Consider the following 18,513-nt stretch of genomic DNA (forward strand, 5'->3'; position numbering starts at 1 on the left):
TGCTGGCCTCTATTGATTACCATTTCGATAAAAATAAGATTACTTATTCAGCTTCCTGTTTTAGTGATTGGAATTACATTGTCTGTTTTTTGAGATTCATTAGCCGCCAGAGTTGCCTCTAAAGTTTTCAAGCCATTCGTATAATCTGATAGAATATTTTCTGTCCTTCCAGTCAAAATCGCTTCAATAAACGCATTATCTTGTTCTTCGTAGAAATCGACTTCTGAACTGTAGGTAACCACATTATCATTTTCAAAGATAGTAAGCTTTGTTCCATCAATCATTACGCGAAAATTCTTCCCTAATAATTCTACGCCCATACGATGATCCTTTTGGGTGAAGGAACAGTCTAAATGTCCAATAGCACCATTTTCAAATGTAAAATTGACGGAGCTCACGTCTGGAATATCAATATTCTCAATATCCTCTGATACTCTTAATGCCATATTGGCATAAACCTTTTTAAAATCTCCGTTTAAGTAACGAATAAGGTCCACAATATGCGTAGCCTGCTCTACCAATTGTCCCCCTGACTTTGACATCGTGCGGTACCAGGGCGTTTCCACAAAAGAAGATAGGTAATACCCGCGTACCATCGCTATTTCTTTACCTGCTAAATATTCTTTGGCCTTCTGCACAGTATCCAAGTATCGTAAGCAATAACCTGTAGCACAAATAACACCTGATTTCCGAATAACCTCCTGTTTCGCGTACACCTCTTTCATATTTAGCCCGACAGGTTTCTCAACCATTAAATGAATTCCTTTTCTCACTATTTCTTGCTCCAAGTCTTTGTGGGCAAATGGTGGAACACAAAGGAAAACAACATCCAGCGTTTCTTTTTCTAACATATCATCCGCATCCGTATAAGCTCTTGCTCCTATTTCTTCAGCAGCCCTAACTGCATTTACTTCGGCAATATCGCAGACTGAAATAATATCTACACTTTTATGCTTTTTCAAAATCTTTAAATGAGTAGCTGCAACTCCTCCTATTCCAATAAACCCTGCTTTTAATTTCTTTATTTTCATCTCCTCCTATCAACCTGCATCAATAATTAATTCAATATGTTTGGCAGTATCGACTGCTAATGCTTTCGTATCCAGCTTATATGGAGATAATTCTGCGGTAAGCGGACCCTTATAACCTAATTCTTTTAATGCTTTGCTAACTGCCTGCCAGTTAACATCTCCTGCTAATAACGGAACAAATCCTGTAATATTTCCCACGCTTGTATTGAAATCTTTGACATGAACTTTACGGATGCGGCTGCCTAAAATTCGTATCCACTGCTCTGGATAACCAAACTGAAGAACATTTCCTATATCAAAATATACGCCAGCATATTCAGAATCTAATTCATCCACATAACGGGACATCTCTAGCGGAGAAAGTAAAAATTTATTCCACACATTTTCAATCCCTATATGTACCTGGTGCTTTTCTGCCAGCGGCAACACCTTCCGCAGCTCCTTTTGACTGCGTAGATAGCATTGATTATAAGTAACTTCCTCAGATACAATGCCTGGTACAACAAGTACTGTATCCACATCCATTGCAGCTGCTAATTCAATTTGCTTTTCAACGATGGCTCTACCCTGTGCTCTGACAGCCTCATCTGGTGAAGATAACGGAAACTGCCATAATAATGCTGTAGATATACTTTTAATTTCCAAATCATATGTTTCTATGAGACTTTTAATTTTTTTGGCATCATCTGAATTCGAATCCACCGTTAAACCAATTCCACCTGAGGGATTCACATTTAATTCAACTGTTTCAAAACCAGCTTCTTTGCTATATTCCAGTACCTTCTCCAAACTAGTCCCTTCCGGATAACACCATTGATTAATACCCTTTAACATACGATTCCTCCTACAAATTTGTTTTTAATCCACGCTTGTCATGCGTGAGCTTAAATTGAAATTTATCTTGAAGTAAAACAGAAGCAGCGCCAACCATTTCAAATTCTTTTCCTAATGATGATGTGGTAATATCCACATCTTGATAAAGTGTTTTTAACGTTTTGTCTTTGATTTTTTGCTGTACAGCGTCTATCAATATTTGATTTTGGTTGGTGACATCTCCACCTAATATAATTACTTCCGGATTAAAGAGGTGAACTAAATTAACTACTCCAGCTGATAGGTATTCAGCAATTTCATCATTAATTTCAACAGCCAAGTTATCCCCAGTGTTCACTGCCTCAACAAATTCAGACGGGGTAATAAACAGCTTGTCACTTGTTAAATAAGTTGTTAAAATAGTTTCTTTTCCTTCCTCAATCTCTTTCATTATTTTCTTCGATGTAGCTGGCCAGTTTATATAATTTTCGATGCATCCTTTATTTCCACAACTGCAAAGCTCACCTTGATAATCAATACTGGTATGGCCAAATTCACCAGCTCCTCCACTTTCACCGCGGGATAGCATGTTGTTTACAATAACGCCGGAACCAACACCTTCGCCAATCGTTATATAAATGAGATTCTCCACCTCTTGAAAATGACCAAAATTCTTCTCAGCTAAAACGTATGCATTTGTATCATTATCAAGCCAAGTTGGCAGATTAAAATGTGCTTCAACCGAATCCCGCAGGTAAACATCCTCTAATAACAAAACTGGATTATAATGGACTACACCTTTTTTAGAATCAACAATCCCTTGGATAATCAGCGAAATACCAATACATTGTCTATCGTCCTGCTGTGCAGCGTGGAAATCCTCCAATAATAGAAGCAGATAATTTATTAAAGCTGCGCCTGTATAACCGTTAGTAGGGTATATCTTTTTCATATTTATCTTTGCTTCCAAATTCATATCCGCAATTGTTATTTTAGAATAAGAAATAGATACACCGATTAAATAGTGGTTATCTGGTGAAAAGTTCAAAAGAATCGGCTTTCTCCCTCCACTGGACGTGCCTGTACCACCTTCTACTACATAGCCTTCATTGATTAGTTCCGTTACAGCAGATGTGACAGTCGTAGGGCTAAGATCATTTTTTTTAGCAATTTCACTTCTCGATATAGAGCCATATTTTCGAATTGTTTCTAAGATGATAGAACGGTTTAATTCTTGTATCAGCTTCAGGTCTCCAGTCCTCTTCATAGTTATTCACATTCCTATCTATATTGAAATAATCACTTTTATAAATTTGAATTCCCCCAAAATTCATCTAAGCTAAATGCTATTGTTTTATAAATCCTTAAGAATAAATTCACTTTAAATATATGAACAAACGTTACTTTTTCCAATGGAATTATTAAGTATAGAAACTATAGCATTTAATTGTAAGCGTTGTCAATTAATTTTTAGAATTTTTTAATTGATTAGTTTAAGGGATTAAAACTTCCACCAATATGCCCCCGTAGCGATAATTAGTGTTTCCTCGCCTTTCTTTCTTCCACTCAACAAATACAAAAGTAATCATATTAGAATAACTACTTTATTCACTAACCCTAACCAATTACTATCCTTTCTTCTATCTACATTCCCTTTCTAAACGCCTTCAAAATTAATTTATAGTTTTGTGCAAATTCAAGAAAAAAGGAAATAATAATGCGAAAAACGGAGAAACTATGTACATACGTTTATGATTAAATCGATGTCGATAATAACAATATGAGGTGACAACATGAATAAAGCAAAAGTAATAAAAGAAATTCAAAAGATTTTAGATATTTCAAAGGTCGGCGTTCTATCTACTTCCCATAATCATGTGCCAAACAGCCGATATATGGTTTTTTACCATGATGAAGCGGTATTATACACCAAAACAGATGAGGATTCCCCAAAAGTAGAAGAAGTGGAAAGCAACCCGCAAGCCCATATTTTGCTGGGATATGAAGAAACAAAAAATAAAAGCTTCTTAGAAATCAAAGCCAAGGTCGAGGTTATTAATGATCAAGAAACCATTGACTGGTTATGGGAAACGCAGGATAAAGCGTACTTTGATTCTAAAAATGACCCTGATTTAACTGTTCTCAAACTCATCCCTGAACAAATTAAAATCATGAATAGTGATAACTTTGATACGCCTGAAATAATTAACATGGAAGATATTTAAGAGTTATCACATAGAAAAATCTCCCTTTAAACACACCAAAATCCGGACCCTCCTTCTCTCCATAGAGATTAGGATTGGTCCGGATTTATACTTAACTGTTTCGTTTATTTTGATTTACAGTTAACCCACAATACTTTCTGCTGATTCATCTTTTACAATTAAAAAGACTTTTCCTTCATCCATATCTTCTTCATATTCATGGGCATCTGCATCAGCAACTCCCAGTTCACGGAGTTTTTCTCTTAACTCGTCACCTGGTTTTTCAAAATCTCCTCCGATATCCTGCTTATTGTAATCAATACCTGATGCTTCTGTATTATTTACAATACGTGCAGTGCGATCATCATCATGAGAGAGGATGAAAATATTATTGGAGCTGATGTTATTATCCTTTAGCTTGTTCACATCTTTTTCTAACATTTCATCGTTTGTATAAGATTTTACGAATGTCATATCTTAACTACCTCCTATAAAATGCTACATTAGATGTCTTCCCGAATCACATAAAACTAATCACTTTTTTTGAAAAAAATTTAAAGACTACTCACTTTCTAGTGACATTTCCGCTTCGGCAAAGGTTGTTTAATCAGCCGCAATGCTCTGGAAATACTTTTTACTATGTTATGATCCCCCGGCCCTTCAACTGAATACCCAGTCTCTCCCATTGACTTTCACATCACGTTCACTGTTCCAATTAAAATATGATAGCCTTAAAATAATTAATAAATATTCAAAAAATAAACGCTATACAATCAATTGCGCCTCCTATATAATTATAAAATATACGCTTCAGGGAACGGAGAACGAAGAAAGATTATCAGCAGGCGCACAAATGCTTACTTTTGATTAAAATCTGGTTGAAGTTATTATATTATCCTTCCATACCTATCCATATCAAATAACTCTCTTGATTCACGGAATCGAAAAAATAATGGATAAAGCTGATTCAAAAGCAAGGTTTTGTGCTGATAGATAAAGGTTATAAACAATTATAGAAAATGGAAAACCACATCTGTTCTCTACAAACAGCCAATGCACAAATAAAGCTTTTCAACCAAACATTTTTCATGTCATATTAGCTGAACTCTCTGGCAGTTGCTTGTTTCACCACTCAATTGAAAGCGCTAATACACAAAAAGGAGATGGAACATATGGAATATGGTTTTTTATCGCTGTTACCTCCGATACTCGCAATTATTATTGCCATCATCACAAAACAAACGATTATATCTTTATTTATCGGTGTCTGGCTCGGCGCAACCATAATCAATAGTTGGAATCCGCTTGTGGGTTTTACATATACCATCACAGACACCATGATTCCCTCTATCGCAGATCCGTGGAATGCCAGTCTGCTACTGCTTGTTACAACGACAGGAGGATTTGTTAATATCCTTCGCACTACCGGAGCTGCGCAGGCGTTTGCTGAAGCTGCTACGAAAAAAATCAATACCAGAAGGAAGGCTCAAAATTTTGTTTGGGGAAGTTCTTTTCTCTTCTCTTATACAGAACCAGTCCTAATACTCGGAGCAGTCACCCGGCCCATTACCGATAAAATAAAAATTTCGAGAGTAAAGCTGGCATACATACTCGATTCCATGGGAAGTCCGCTGGCTGCCATGTCCCCCATCAGCAGTTACGGCCCATTTATTACAGGATTAATCGCCACCCAATTAGCTGCACTAAGCTTGAGTGATAATCCATGGGGGTTGTTCATACAGATGATTCCTTATAATTTATATGGCGTTTTTGCGATGATTGGTGTGCTGTTCGTCATTAACTTAAATTTAGATATCGGGCCCATGTATCAAGCAGAGAAAAAAGCCATAGCGACCGGGAAATTGTATGGAGATCATGATAAATTGATGGTGGATGAAGACGAAGAAACAGAAAAGGGAAATAAAAGGAACGATGCAGATATATTTAGCTTTTTGATTCCGATGATACTGTTGCTGGGAACCATATTTTCAGTTATTTTCTGGACAGGCAATATTGGAGAAAATGGGTTTAGAGGCGCCTTTTTAAATGCGGATATTGTGCTTGGTATCATTAGCGGATTTATTTGCGGTTCTGCTGGCGGCATTATCTACGCAAGACTGCGTTATGGCAAATCATTAGTGAATTTATTTGAAGATTTCACCAATGGCCTTTTAAAATTAATGATTGTAACGTTAATTCTTATTATGGCATGGTCGATTGGTTCCATAGCCACTACGATGGGATTGGGAGAATATATTGCTCATATTACCGGCAGCTACCTGCCATCATTTATTGTCCCGGCAATTATCTTTCTGGTTGGGGCTTTCATTGCTTTCGCTACCGGAAGTTCTTGGGGAGTATTCTCTATTATGATGCCAATTGCCCTGCCAATGGCTGCTGCGATAGACATCAGTCTGCCAATAGCTATTGGTGCGGTTATTAGCGGCGGACTATTCGGAGATCATTGTTCTCCCATATCAGATACAACCATCATGGCTTCAACGGGAGCAGCGGCAGACCATATTGAGCATGTAAAAACACAGTTACCTTATGCAATTATTATCGCGATCTCAGCTGCGATCGGGTTTCTTTCTGCAGGATTAACACAAAATGCCATTGTAAGCATGGTTATTACGGCAGCAGTATTATTATCCATTCTATATTTCTTAAATCGGAAAGCGAAAAAAGAGAATTTAAAAGTTTCCTTAGAGAAGACCTCCTAAGGCATAAAATAATTATACGATACAAGGAGTTGCTCACATGAAAGTCGATATTATCATTCACAATGGACACCTGATGACAATGGAAGGAAAAGGAGTCGGCTATATTGCGGACGGAGCAGTTGCCATAAAACATAATAAAATCGAAGCTGTCGGTCAAACACAGGAAATTTTACGGGAGTATACCGCTGAAAGATATTTTGATGCTGCAAACAAGTTAATTATGCCAGGCTTTATTGACGCGCATATCCATACAGGCATTGCTATCTTTAGAGGAGTCGCACAGGATATGTCAAACTGGATGCAGAAGGGCCTGTGGCCATTCCAAAAACACCTCCGTCCGGAGGAAAGCGCTATCGGTTCCATGGTGAATATTATTGAGGGGATAAAAGCAGGCACAACAACATTTTGTGACTATGACGGAAGAATGGATCTCATTGTAAACAACTATAAAAAAATTGGCGCCCGTGCTCGCGTCGCTGAGCTGGTCAATGAAATCCCGGATAACATCGGCGACCTTCCAGTAGGAGAATTATATACATTTGAATCGTCTATTGGAGAAACAAAATTAAATCGAAACCTTGAATTATACGAGAAACACCATGATACAGAAGACGGACGCATTACGGTTATCCTTGGCCCGCATGGTCCGGATATGATGAGTTTAGAATTGTTGAAGGAAGTAAAACATCATGCAGAGAAATTAGACACCAAGCTGCACATGCATGTAGCCCAGGGTGACCGGGAAATTAATCAGATGGAAAAACGTTATGGAAAAAGAAGTATTGAATTTCTGGATGAGCATGATTTCTTAAATGAGCGATTAATTGCGGTACATCTTACCGAGGCCACTGATGAAGAGACTGCATTTATAGCCAAAAGCGGTGCTAGTATGATTTACTGTGCCGGAAGCATTGGTATCATTGATGGAATGGTACCGCCTGTACAGCATTTTCTAGATGCCGGAGGAACAGCATGCTTAGGATCAGATCAAGCACCAGGAAACAACAGCAATAATATGTTCAACGAAATGAAATTGGCAGCCATATTGAACAAAGTAAAATATAAAAATCCGCAGGTCTTTCATGCCACGCAAGCACTTCGGATGGCTACCATTGAAGCTGCTAAAGTCATGGGCATCGATCATGAAGTGGGAAGTTTGCGCAGTGGGAAAAAAGCAGATATCATCTTAGTCGATTTAACTGCTCCTGCTTTTTATCCTGTTCTAACCAAGCCCATTCGTAATATCGTTCCAAACCTGGTATATTCCGCAAGAGGAGACGAAGTAGATACAGCCATCATTGATGGGAAAGTGATTATGGAGAATAAACAGATCTTAACAATCAATGAAAAAGAGGAAATCTCGAAGGCGCAGCAAACAGCAGAGAATATCGCCTCCCGCGCAGAAGAAGATATACTTAAAGCGGACAGCGATATCTTACAAATGGTCAGAGATGGATTATTATAGTGAAAAAATAGAAACCAATGAAAAATCCGAACTTATCCGGGTTTTTCATTGGTTTCTTTTCATATCATCATTAAAGAATGGGCAGTCCGCCTCAGATAATATCTAACGGCATCTTCCGCTTCGGCGCAGGAAATTCTTTTTCAATCAGCTGCAGTTCTTCTTCAGAAAGCTTTATCGATGCGGCATCTATATTTTCCTGAATATGCTTTTTATCACTGGATTGCGGGATAGCCAGTACATCATCGTGACGGATCGTCCATGCCAGCATCACCTGAAATACGGTTGCATCATGATGCTTTGCTATCTTTTGCAGGACTTTGTTTGATGTGATTTTATCGCCCCTCGTATCCCCTTGCGCAGTTGGGGAATAGGCAATGGTTGGCAGCCCCTTTTCTCTCTGCATCGGCAGTAAATCATATTCAATCCCTCTGCTCGCTATATTATATAATACTTGATTCGCAGTACCATTTTCCCCGCCAGCAGCCTGCCACATTCCTTCTACGTCCCTTGTATCGAAATTAGAAACACCCCAGGCACGAATGCGCCCGTCCTTCACATACTTTTCAAGTGATTCAATTGTTTCTTCCAGCGGTGTACTGCTTTTCCAATGCAATAAATATAAATCCAGATAATCTGTACCTAGCCGTTTTAATGAATTCTCCAGGGAGCGCTCCAGATCCGGCTCCTGTGCATGAAACGGATAGAACTTGGAAATCAGGTAAATATCCTCCCTCTTTACATCTTGGATCGCCTCACCAATAAGGTTTTCTGAATTCCCTTCTCCGTACATTTCCGCCGTATCGATTACTTCAATGCCTTGTTCCAGTCCATATCTCAGCGCTTCTATTTCTTGCTTTCTTTTTTCTGGATAATCTCCCATATGCCAGGTTCCCATTCCAATTGGAAACAATTCTTTTTTTCCTAATTGAACCATTCAGCACCACCTCTTTTCGCTTTCGTTTATTTTTAATATTCCCTTATGAAAATGCAAATAAACGACGAAGCATCTTGCTTCCGCCGAGAGTTATCAGACTTACAGTTTTTTATACTATTTCTTATTAAAAATGTAACCATTCTATCTGTTAGATAATTAATTTGTGTTATAATAGTTGCATCAATAAGCTGGCTTCACATGAGGGTTATGGTAGCACTTGTCATCCTGTCGGTAGTCTTTATTAGGAGACTTCCTAGGGAGGGAGGTGTTTGCCTATGGATTTAGAAAGCGTGTTAACGCTAATGATATCTTTTGGGATGTTAATAGCGTTCATCATGTCTGATAAAGACCATAAAAAATAATCCCTCATGCCTTGTCGTAGGAAAGTGAGGGATTATTTTTCCCGCTACCTAGCCCCTCTTGATGGGGTTCAGTCTATTGTGACTGTTTCATGTACCAGCATGGAACGGTCTTTTAATTATATGTCTTTCTACTGATAGTATACCCTATTTACATATTTAAAAACAAGTCATTTCCACCTGAATAACCTTATTACTATGGAAGCGAAATAAATTCAGTTCTTCGGGTTAAAATGAATCTATCGCTCAAAGTTAGACGTGATTATCCTTATATTTATCTTCCAACACCCAACGCTTCCTTCGCCATCTGCTCATATTCCTCCACACCAGAAACAATCGCAAACTCCGCAATCGCTACAGCATACGCAGCATCCAGCTCTATGATATGCTCCTTCATTCTTGGCCAGTAAATACCTCCAGCTTCTTTATAATAATGAAGGAGCTTATCCAGCGCTTCTTCTCCAAATGCTTTATATTGGAACACAAAATCATTGGAAACATCCGTTACTTTCGCTTCTGTCCAGTCAATTAAACCAATAACCCGTGAATCGTTATCGATCATCATATGCCCGGCATGCATATCACCATGCATCAACCCTGTTTGTTTTGGCCATAATTCATCATTATTCAACCAGTCCTGCCAGCGGTTCCAAAGGGCATCAGCCACGCCAAAATGTTTCTTTACCTTTTCCATTCGTTCTTTCATAGAGGCCTTTGCTTCCTCTGCCGTTTGGACAGGAATTCCAGCTTTTTCTGCGTCTTTTACAGGAACTGTGTGTAAAGATGCTAAAACCGCTCCCTGGCTCTGATGAAAGGCTTCAGGTATGTTTTCAATATCCATTTCCCAGACATAGTTTTGAATTTCTGGATCAATCGTGCCTGCTGGAACCCCGCTCAGCTTTTTATAGGCGATTACATCCTCTTCATAAATGGACCAGACTGGAACCTGAAAGGATACATGCTGATGAACGAACGCTAACACTTTCCCTTCATCGACTGTTCTTCCCATCACATCGTCGCGTCTCGGTATTCTTAAGACCCATTCTGCTCCATCCGAATCCTCCGCAAAAGCAGCGAGAAAATCCAATCCGGATTCATTAAAGCGGATAGAATCCTCTTTCAAATCTAATCCATATTTATTAGCTAATTCTGATACCGTTTGTTTATCCAAATCTGTCACATCCTTCTTTTTATTCTGCTTTATACATGCTAATCAGTGAAGGATACTCTTAAGTCTAAAAAAAGCAGGGGCAGACAGATTCCACCCCTACGCTTACTTTTCACCGTATAGGGATTCTAAAAAAAGATAGACCAATCCTTCATCTGGGCACATATCGTGTCTCGAGTCTGAAGCGTCTGCATTAGCGATGCAAAGATTGGTTATCGATCAAAAGAATCCCTCCTCCCTATTAATTACATTTATCCTAGCATAACGATGGTTGATTCGCAACAACATGTTTTATGCCTACACGGCAAAAGCGAGCTGCCATAACTTCCATGGACAGCCCGCTTCCCAATTAAATAATTTTATCAATCAAACCGTATTCTTTTGCTTCTTCTGCACTTAAGAAATAATCTCTTTCTGTATCCGCCTCCACCTTCTCCACAGGCTGGCCGGAATGCTCCGCAATAATATGATTCAATTTTTCCCGGAGCTTGATAATCCGCTTCGCTGAAATATCAATTTCGGTTGCTTGCCCGCGTGCTCCTCCAAGCGGCTGATGAAGCATGATTTCACTGTTTGGAAGTGCAAAACGTTTCCCTTTCGTTCCAGACAGCAATAGCAATGCCCCCATCGAAGCAGCTAAACCTGTGCAGATCGTACGCACATCCGGTTTTATAAACTGCATCGTATCAAAAATGGCAAAACCTGCAGAAGTAGAACCTCCAGGACTGTTGATATACACAGAAATATCCTTTTCCGCATCCTCTGCAGCTAAAAATAACAGCTGTGCAACAATACTGTTTGCCATCTGGTCATTCACTTCATCACTGATCATAATAATCCGGTCCTTTAACAACCTGGAAAAAATATCATAAGACCGCTCGCTTCGGCCTGACTGTTCAATAACATATGGAACTGTATTCATATACATCCTCCCTGTAAACGCGTGGATTATGGCAGTTTATGCTGCCATCGAGAGAGCGTAAGAAGAAGGGCGATATGTTTGATGATGCAATTTATGTGCCGGATAACCTGACATAAAGATTTCTGGAATCAGCTCCATTAATTTAGCCGGGTCATTTGCTTTAATAACGTAAACAACCACTTGAACAAAGCTTTCCGCGGTATTCTCATAAGGAACTTCATCGGCTGAAACCAACGCTTCTTCCTCTTTCATGTTCTGTATCTGTTTTCTAGCTCTGTTCAACATCGCCTTCACTGCTGTATCAGACATACCGCAATTCTCAGCAATTTCATTGATTTGATACTGAAATACATCCTTCAACAAAAACACCATACATTGTTTCACTGTCATGAAAGAAAGCAGTTTTGTCACCAACGCCTCAATTTCCTCATAATGACTTTCTTGTTCTGGTTTCTCTTTCACGATATGCTCTATTTCAGCTGTCTTCCTTCGCTTTGTATCAATCCAGGCATGATAAGCTATTTTCTTCAGCAACGTAACATTCCAGGAACCCGGGTCTCCATAGCTTATCAGTGCTTTCTTCAAGCTTTCCTGCACTAATTCTTCACCGTCCCATTTGTTTTGAGACAGGAAAAAGCAGTAATGGGAAAGCTGGCGATACATCGTGTGAAAGATTATTTCTTCTTCATTTTGATTTGTGCTAGGCCTAGCGCACATGCCACTCACTCCTTTTACGCTTCTCAATAATATAAACGATTTCATACTGTAAAAAGATATGGGGATTTAAATTTTTTTCTTCTCTAACTAATCTTATTTTATATTTTTGTGATGAAATGTAAAACTTCATTCTATTTCCCATAAAAAAACCTTTGACATTCTTATCATATTGAGGTAAGTTACTAATACACGAACATTAAACAAAGAAAACAATTTAACATTCGTATTTTGATTAACCATATAAAGTTGGAAATATGGTCCAAAAGTTTCTACCAAACTACCGTAAATGGTTTGACTATGGAAAATCACAAATGATCAGTCGGATAAGAATTATCTTTTTCATCTAATAGGTAGCTGTTGCTGATAAAATAATATATGTTTTTCATTCTTTTTTCAGCATATGTAACGTAGCTTCTCGAGAAAACTGCCGAAGTGCGTGTCCTAACCTGTTTACGTTGGTCTTTTTTGTGTTTTTCATATGCCAAGCCGGAACGCTAGTAGAAGAAACTTACTAGCGTTTTTTTATTTGCACCGGCGCTGATTTGGCAGTACATCTAAGGAGGAAAACACACTATGGAAAAAGCACCTCAAAAAACAACAATCATAGGACATCTCAAGGAAAATTACCGGCTCTATGCGATTGCATTTGGTATTGTCCTTATTGCCGAACTTATCGGGACAATCCAATTTAATGTCGGTTCAGCATTAATTGTGCTTTATCCCATGTTATTCGCCATTATTATCAGTATTCTATTCGGAAAAGATGTACTCAAATTCCTTAAAAAGAAAGAAGCAAAAAAAGCATCGCAGCTCGTTCTTGTTGCCATCTCCCCATTCATGGCAAAAATCGGCGTTATGGCAGGTTCTAACCTTCCTGAGCTTGTTAACGTTGGCCCGGCACTCGTTTTTCAGGAATTCGGAACCATTGGAACGATGTTATTTGCTCTTCCGATTGCGCTGCTCCTTGGTCTTAAAAGAGAATCCATCGGCGCAACCAGCTCTACCAACCGCGATAAGGATTATGGGCTGATTTGCAGTAAGTATGGTGCAAACTCTCCCGAAGCCCGCGGCTCTCTTTCTATCTATATTATTGGATTTTTGATTGGTACAACCTATCTCGGTTTATTAGCAAGCATTGTTGCATCCTTTGATTTCTTCCACCCGTTAGCCCTGGCAATGGCGAGCGGTGTCGGCAGCGGTGTGATGATGGCCGCCGCCTCCAGTACGCTGGCGACCATTTATCCGGCCTATGCGGATCAAATCATCATGCTGGCCGGCATGAGCGATATGCTATCAGCAATTACCGGAATTTACTTTACACTGTTTATTTCATTGCCGCTTGTCAACAAAATGTATGGCTGGTTAGAGCCTAAAATTGGACGTCGAAATAAAAATCACAGCCCTAAAACATCTGTAGAAAGCAGGATTTCACAATGAATATGAGCATGAAAGACTGGACGATTTCCCTTTTATTCACATCCGTCCTGACAACGATTATTGCGAACTTTTTTCAAAATGATATTTCCATTTTAGAGTCCATTCCTGGTGTATTGATTTTATCCAGCATTGCATTTATCGGTATATTCATCGCCAAGCTCATTCCTTTAAAAATACCTGCCGTGGTGTATGTTGCTTTAACTGGTTTACTGTTAGCCAGCCCGATTTCACCGATTTCGGACCCGATTATTTACTATACCTCTTTAATTTCTTTTACAGCACCCATCACTGTTGTGGGTACACTGGCTGGAATTGGACTTGATTTTAAAGCATTTATGAGTCAAAGCTGGAAAATGGTCATTATCGCCGTATTTGTATTTACTGGAACTTTCCTGCTTCAAGCAGTCTTTGCTCAAGTATTTTTAACAGTTACAAACGCTTTTTAAGCTAAAAGAAAACTTAAAAATCTATTTACACTTATACTAACCTAACCATGTTGAGAAGGCTGTTCACACAGTCTTTTTCAACGTGTCCTAAAGGAGAAATAACAATGCATGCAGATATACTGATTAAAAACTGTTCTATGTTAACCCCAGATTTTGAAGTAATTCACGAGCAACATATCGTTATCAAGGATCAAAAGATTATTGCTATCGAAAAAGAACTTACACAAACCTATGATGCGAAAGAAACCATAGACGGAAAAGGTAAACTTGTCATGCCAGGTTTGATTGATGCACATACGCATACAAATCAACAGCTTCTGCGGGGCAGAATTTCAGATGAATATCCAATGATTTGGACACGTATCATGGTTCCATTTGAAAGTAACCTCCGGGAAGAAGATGTAGCAATCAGCGCAGAACTGAGCTGCTTAGAAATGCTGAAGGCTGGTACGACAGGCTTTGTTGATGCAGGCGGAAGCTATATGCACAAGGTGGCAGAAGCTGTGGAAGCCTCCGGATTACGCGGTGTGCTTACCTGCTCTACAATGGATACAGGCGCCGCCATTCCTGAATCGATGAAAACAACGATGGAACATAATATTCAAAGAAATACGGACCTGTTTGATGCTTATCATGGAAAAGCAGATGGACGAATCCACGTGTGGTACTCTTTACGATCGCTTATTACCTGTACACCTGAATTAATTCAGAAGGTCTATGAAACAGCAAATGCAGCCGGAACGGGCATGCAGACACATATGAATGAATATCCAAATGAAATCAGCTACTGCTTAGAAAACTTTCAAATGCGTCCATATGAATATTTAGAATCACTAGGCGTGCTGGACGAAAATTTCTTAGGCGCGCACAGTATCCTCTTATCCGAGAATGAGATGGAACTTATTCAGAAATACGATAGCAAGGTAGCTCACAGCCCTATCAGTAATGCAGGAAAAGGATTTACCAAGTCTCCAAGTCTTATGCAAAAGGGTGTAAGCATTGGCTTAGGAACAGACGGCTCTGCTCACTCCGGATTGAGCTTATTCGATCAAATGAAGGTTTTCAAATCCCTCATGCGCGCCTTTTGGGGCGTTCCGATTTTTGATCCCGTTGTGATGCCATCTAAAAATATTCTGGAGATGGCGACACTTGGCGGCGCAAAAGCCATGCTGCAGGAGGAACAGTTTGGAAGCATCGAAGTTGGCAAGAAGGCAGATATGATTTTAATCAATACCGATCAGCCGCATATCGAACCGACCCACCAGCTGACAAATACATTAATTGAATCTGCGAACAGCAATGACGTTGCAGATGTGATTGTAAATGGGCGTATTTTAATGAAAAATAGAGAAGTGCTTTCACTGGACGAAGAAAGAATTAAATATGAAAGTAAAAAAGCTATGGACGATCTCATCGTTCGTGCTAAAATTTAGATATTGTACCAAAGCATACGAGCGGTTTAACAGCGTCATGTTGAAGCGCTCTTCTCCTTGTTTGTATGAGGAGCTCCCTCCCACATTCAAGAAGATAAAGTTATTAGAGAGTTGAGGTCACTTCCATGTTAACGTTTTTTATTGTATTTATAGCAAATTTAATTATCGGCGTATTAGTAGGCCTCTCCGGCGTTTCCGGTTTCCTGCTGCCAATTATTTATGTCGGTTTGTTAGGTCTTCCCGTATATGACTCCCTGGCGCTCAGCTTTCTGGCATTTCTCATCGCAGGCGTTATCGGGGCCTATTCCTATTGGAAGCTGAAATATATGGATTTCAAATTAGCACTTTATTTGAGCATCGGCAGCCTCCCCGGGGCCTTCCTCGGTGTACAAATCAATGTACTTATTTCCGAAACGCTGGCGAAGCTGCTGCTTTACTTGTTTGTCTTATGCGCCGGCCTTTCCATTATCCTTAAGAAAAACAAAGCTGCCTCTGACAACGAAGCAGACGACAGCAAATCACTTATTTTACGGCAGCCGGTATGGGTTATACTGCTTGGGATTCTGACCGCAGCCATTTGCGCTTTAACAGGTGCAGGCGGTCCCATTTTAGTTGTACCATTGCTTGCTAGCCTTGGTGTAAATATCCGGACAGCAGTCGGCGTGGGGTTGTTAAACTCTGTTATCATCGCTCTTCCGTCTATATTTGGCTATTTTACGTATGCAAGCATCGACAATATGCATTTATTTATTATCTTTAGTCTGATTGGAACAACGATTGGTATCTTAGCCGGGTCCCGCCTTACCAACAAGGTTCCTGTGGACCAGTTAAAAATCTTTATTGCTGTGATTACCATTATTTCTTCTGTTTATATGCTTGGCAGTTTAGCATTTGGAGGCTGAAAAAGCGTACCTCGCGGAGGTTCGCTTTTTTATATTTCAAAATAAAATTAGTCGGGTTGCTTGCAACACCAATTGGGCATTCCTTGTCTCTAAGGAGGCATAATCTCGGGGATACCTTACCAGAGAAGCCATGCAAGGGAAGAAATTAAAGAGATGATGTTTGGGGACTTTGATTGGGTAGAAGAAGGGACCTTTGGTGAGGGGGTCCCTTCTTCTATATATTTAAAGACGGGGAGACATTTCTTCTGTTTACTACTTTTATTATCTCTTATCCCAATTTCATTCTTTTCAAACCATGCATCACGCTACTATTCTCTTTTCCAAAATAATCATGCACATCCAGATAGTATTGGTAAAGTTCTTCATAAAGCTGCACGTTTTCTGGAATTGGCGTAAACACTTCTTCTTTTACTTTCGCCATTTTTTCAGCAGCTTCGAAAATGGTATCATAGCCGCCCTTCTCCCCTCCGGCTGCAACACTCGCATACATCGCCGCTCCAAGCGCAGTAGTTTGACTGGAATCTGGTATTTTAATTTCTCTATTGATTACATCCGCATAGATTTGCATTAGTAATCTATTTCTTTGCGGCAATCCGCCGCTTGCAAAAATTTCATTTACTTCAATACCGGCGTGAAGATACCCTTCAATAATTCTCTTTGTTCCAAAGGCAGTAGATTCCAATAAGGACCGGTATATTTCTTCTGGTTTGGTGGCTAGTGTCAAACCGACAATTATCCCAGATAAATGAGCATCAACCAAAACAGAACGATTTCCATTCCACCAATCCAAAGCTATCAGACCGGATTGTCCCGGCTTATACATTGACGCTTTTTCCTCCAATAATGCATGTACATTCGTTCCTTTTTCCTTTGCCTCTTGTAAAATATAGCTTGGAACTGCATGATCCACATACCAGGCAAATGAATCTCCTACAGCTACCTGCCCTGTCTCATAACTAACGTAACCTGGAATAATCCCGTCTTCTACAATCCCGCATACGCCTTCGATTTTCTCTTCTTTATCAGCAATCAACATATGACAAGTAGACGTACCCATTGCCATCACAAACTGTCCAGGATGCACCGCACCAACTGCAGCTACGCCGGCATGCGCATCAATAATTCCTACGGCAACAGAAGTTCCCGGGAGGAGACCGATTTTCTCTGCCATTCCTTCTGCCAGTGCTCCTGCTTTTCCCCCAATGGATTGAACTTTCCCCCGCATTTTTGTTTCTAAAACACCTTCCAATCTAGCATCTAACATGCTAAAAAAGGATGCTTCCGGAAAACCATTTTTCTTGCTCCAGAACCCTTTATAACCACAGGTATTACTGCTTCGTATTAGTTTTCCTGTTAATTTAGAAGTAATCCAATCGCATGCTTCCATAAATAAATCTGTTTTTTCATAGATTTCAGGAGCCTCTTTAACAATTTGCAATATTTTAGGAAACATCCATTCCGAAGAAATTTTTCCGCCATATAAGCTTAAGAAATCTTCATCTTGCTCTTTCGCAAGCTGTGTTATTTCATCTGCTTCTTTTTGCGCCGCATGATGCTTCCATAACTTCACCCAGCTATGCGGGTTACTTTCCCACTCCTGTTGAAAGCATAACGGCTCCCCTGCTTGATCTAATGGTAAGATAGTAGATGATGTAAAATCTATCCCTACCCCAATAATATCTCTTTTTTCAATCTGCGCCTTTTCAATTACTTGCGGTATAGATTGATAGAGCACATCTAAATAATCTCCAGGATGCTGCAATGCCCAGTCCGGCGGAAGCATTTTCCCATTTGGCAGACTTTCATCTAAAACACCATGTTTATAATGCGTAACATGTGTGGCAATCTCTTCTCCGTTCTGTACATCCACTAAGAGAACTCTGCCTGATTCTGTCCCAAAATCAACACCGATGGTATATTTTCGTGACAAGCCTTTCCCCTCCTTCATCACTGCATTCG

The 18,513-nt window shown here is 39.6% G+C and carries 16 protein-coding genes and 1 riboswitch; of the genes, 7 read left to right on the plus strand and 9 right to left on the minus strand.

What is annotated here, in order from left to right:
- Nucleotides 1-47: 47 nt before the first annotated feature.
- Genes MKY65_RS22235 through MKY65_RS22245 form a run of 3 tightly spaced genes read right to left on the minus strand, consistent with a single transcriptional unit; the run spans nt 48 to nt 3,111 of the window.
- Nucleotides 48-1,031 carry a Gfo/Idh/MocA family oxidoreductase gene (locus tag MKY65_RS22235; RefSeq protein WP_339180887.1) on the minus strand — a complete coding sequence of 328 codons (984 nt, stop codon included), beginning with the start codon at nt 1,029-1,031 and terminating at the stop codon, nt 48-50.
- 9 nt (nt 1,032-1,040) lie between these two features.
- Entirely contained in the window at nt 1,041-1,865 is an 825-nt protein-coding gene (locus tag MKY65_RS22240) for a sugar phosphate isomerase/epimerase family protein (protein ID WP_339180888.1), read from the minus strand.
- 10 nt (nt 1,866-1,875) lie between these two features.
- Nucleotides 1,876-3,111 (minus strand): ROK family transcriptional regulator, encoded by a 1,236-nt coding sequence (locus MKY65_RS22245; RefSeq protein ID WP_339180891.1) that lies wholly within the window; start codon nt 3,109-3,111, stop codon nt 1,876-1,878.
- Nucleotides 3,112-3,637: 526 nt separating this feature from the next.
- Here MKY65_RS22245 and MKY65_RS22250 point away from each other — a divergent pair.
- Entirely contained in the window at nt 3,638-4,069 is a 432-nt protein-coding gene (locus MKY65_RS22250; protein WP_339180894.1) for a pyridoxamine 5'-phosphate oxidase family protein, read from the plus strand.
- Nucleotides 4,070-4,189: 120 nt separating this feature from the next.
- On the opposite strand, the gene MKY65_RS22255 is transcribed toward MKY65_RS22250, so the two are convergent.
- The gene (locus MKY65_RS22255; RefSeq protein WP_339180897.1) at nt 4,190-4,522 is read right to left on the minus strand and encodes a general stress protein; all 333 of its coding nucleotides are present in this window, start codon (nt 4,520-4,522) and stop codon (nt 4,190-4,192) included.
- A 698-nt stretch (nt 4,523-5,220) separates the two neighbouring features.
- On the opposite strand from MKY65_RS22255, the gene MKY65_RS22260 reads away from it, so the two are divergent.
- Nucleotides 5,221-6,771: a Na+/H+ antiporter NhaC family protein gene (locus tag MKY65_RS22260; RefSeq protein ID WP_339180900.1), complete on the plus strand. Its 1,551-nt coding sequence runs from the start codon at nt 5,221-5,223 to the stop codon at nt 6,769-6,771.
- A gap of 37 nt (nt 6,772-6,808) precedes the next feature.
- Nucleotides 6,809-8,236 carry an amidohydrolase gene (locus tag MKY65_RS22265; protein WP_339180902.1) on the plus strand — a complete coding sequence of 476 codons (1,428 nt, stop codon included), beginning with the start codon at nt 6,809-6,811 and terminating at the stop codon, nt 8,234-8,236.
- A 91-nt stretch (nt 8,237-8,327) separates the two neighbouring features.
- Here the strand turns inward: MKY65_RS22265 and MKY65_RS22270 are convergent, their stop codons facing one another.
- From MKY65_RS22270 to MKY65_RS22285, 4 genes are all read right to left on the minus strand, one after another.
- The gene (locus MKY65_RS22270) at nt 8,328-9,170 is read right to left on the minus strand and encodes an aldo/keto reductase (RefSeq protein ID WP_339180903.1); all 843 of its coding nucleotides are present in this window, start codon (nt 9,168-9,170) and stop codon (nt 8,328-8,330) included.
- 633 nt (nt 9,171-9,803) lie between these two features.
- The gene (locus tag MKY65_RS22275) at nt 9,804-10,700 is read right to left on the minus strand and encodes a macrolide 2'-phosphotransferase (protein ID WP_339180904.1); all 897 of its coding nucleotides are present in this window, start codon (nt 10,698-10,700) and stop codon (nt 9,804-9,806) included.
- Nucleotides 10,701-11,046: 346 nt separating this feature from the next.
- On the minus strand, nt 11,047-11,619 hold the full coding sequence (clpP, locus tag MKY65_RS22280) for an ATP-dependent Clp endopeptidase proteolytic subunit ClpP (protein WP_339180905.1): 573 nt from the start codon (nt 11,617-11,619) through the stop codon (nt 11,047-11,049).
- Between the two features lie 36 nt (nt 11,620-11,655).
- Entirely contained in the window at nt 11,656-12,336 is a 681-nt protein-coding gene (locus MKY65_RS22285; RefSeq protein ID WP_339180907.1) for a sigma factor-like helix-turn-helix DNA-binding protein, read from the minus strand.
- Between the two features lie 216 nt (nt 12,337-12,552).
- Nucleotides 12,553-12,654, plus strand: a riboswitch (purine riboswitch).
- A 255-nt stretch (nt 12,655-12,909) separates the two neighbouring features.
- Between MKY65_RS22285 and MKY65_RS22290 the strand changes: the two genes are divergently transcribed.
- From MKY65_RS22290 to MKY65_RS22305, 4 genes are all read left to right on the plus strand, one after another.
- Entirely contained in the window at nt 12,910-13,773 is an 864-nt protein-coding gene (locus MKY65_RS22290; protein ID WP_339180909.1) for a DUF3100 domain-containing protein, read from the plus strand.
- On the plus strand, nt 13,770-14,219 hold the full coding sequence (locus MKY65_RS22295; RefSeq protein ID WP_332094047.1) for a hypothetical protein: 450 nt from the start codon (nt 13,770-13,772) through the stop codon (nt 14,217-14,219). Before MKY65_RS22290 ends, MKY65_RS22295 begins: the two co-directional genes overlap by 4 nt.
- 104 nt (nt 14,220-14,323) lie before the next feature.
- Nucleotides 14,324-15,652 carry an amidohydrolase gene (locus MKY65_RS22300; protein ID WP_339180913.1) on the plus strand — a complete coding sequence of 443 codons (1,329 nt, stop codon included), beginning with the start codon at nt 14,324-14,326 and terminating at the stop codon, nt 15,650-15,652.
- Between the two features lie 125 nt (nt 15,653-15,777).
- The gene (locus MKY65_RS22305) at nt 15,778-16,554 is read left to right on the plus strand and encodes a sulfite exporter TauE/SafE family protein (RefSeq protein ID WP_339180916.1); all 777 of its coding nucleotides are present in this window, start codon (nt 15,778-15,780) and stop codon (nt 16,552-16,554) included.
- Nucleotides 16,555-16,822: 268 nt separating this feature from the next.
- On the opposite strand, the gene MKY65_RS22310 is transcribed toward MKY65_RS22305, so the two are convergent.
- On the minus strand, nt 16,823-18,484 hold the full coding sequence (locus tag MKY65_RS22310) for a ribulokinase (RefSeq protein ID WP_339180918.1): 1,662 nt from the start codon (nt 18,482-18,484) through the stop codon (nt 16,823-16,825).
- Between the last annotated feature and the right edge of the window lie 29 nt (nt 18,485-18,513).

It is taken from the genome of Oceanobacillus sp. FSL W7-1293 (assembly GCF_037969815.1).
Taxonomy (GTDB): domain Bacteria; phylum Bacillota; class Bacilli; order Bacillales; family Amphibacillaceae; genus Oceanobacillus; species Oceanobacillus oncorhynchi.

Excerpts from the sequence above, each read along its gene's own strand:
- MKY65_RS22305 (WP_339180916.1), top strand. The coding sequence starts at position 15,778 with ATGTTAACGTTTTTTATTGTATTTATAGCAAATTTAATTATCGGCGTA.
- clpP (WP_339180905.1), bottom strand. The coding sequence starts at position 11,619 with ATGAATACAGTTCCATATGTTATTGAACAGTCAGGCCGAAGCGAGCGG.
- MKY65_RS22285 (WP_339180907.1), bottom strand. The coding sequence starts at position 12,336 with ATGTGCGCTAGGCCTAGCACAAATCAAAATGAAGAAGAAATAATCTTT.
- MKY65_RS22270 (WP_339180903.1), bottom strand. The coding sequence starts at position 9,170 with ATGGTTCAATTAGGAAAAAAAGAATTGTTTCCAATTGGAATGGGAACC.
- MKY65_RS22290 (WP_339180909.1), top strand. The coding sequence starts at position 12,910 with ATGGAAAAAGCACCTCAAAAAACAACAATCATAGGACATCTCAAGGAA.
- MKY65_RS22260 (WP_339180900.1), top strand. The coding sequence starts at position 5,221 with ATGGAATATGGTTTTTTATCGCTGTTACCTCCGATACTCGCAATTATT.
- MKY65_RS22250 (WP_339180894.1), top strand. The coding sequence starts at position 3,638 with ATGAATAAAGCAAAAGTAATAAAAGAAATTCAAAAGATTTTAGATATT.
- MKY65_RS22235 (WP_339180887.1), bottom strand. The coding sequence starts at position 1,031 with ATGAAAATAAAGAAATTAAAAGCAGGGTTTATTGGAATAGGAGGAGTT.
- MKY65_RS22245 (WP_339180891.1), bottom strand. The coding sequence starts at position 3,111 with ATGAAGAGGACTGGAGACCTGAAGCTGATACAAGAATTAAACCGTTCT.
- MKY65_RS22300 (WP_339180913.1), top strand. The coding sequence starts at position 14,324 with ATGCATGCAGATATACTGATTAAAAACTGTTCTATGTTAACCCCAGAT.
- MKY65_RS22295 (WP_332094047.1), top strand. The coding sequence starts at position 13,770 with ATGAATATGAGCATGAAAGACTGGACGATTTCCCTTTTATTCACATCC.
- MKY65_RS22265 (WP_339180902.1), top strand. The coding sequence starts at position 6,809 with ATGAAAGTCGATATTATCATTCACAATGGACACCTGATGACAATGGAA.
- MKY65_RS22240 (WP_339180888.1), bottom strand. The coding sequence starts at position 1,865 with ATGTTAAAGGGTATTAATCAATGGTGTTATCCGGAAGGGACTAGTTTG.
- MKY65_RS22255 (WP_339180897.1), bottom strand. The coding sequence starts at position 4,522 with ATGACATTCGTAAAATCTTATACAAACGATGAAATGTTAGAAAAAGAT.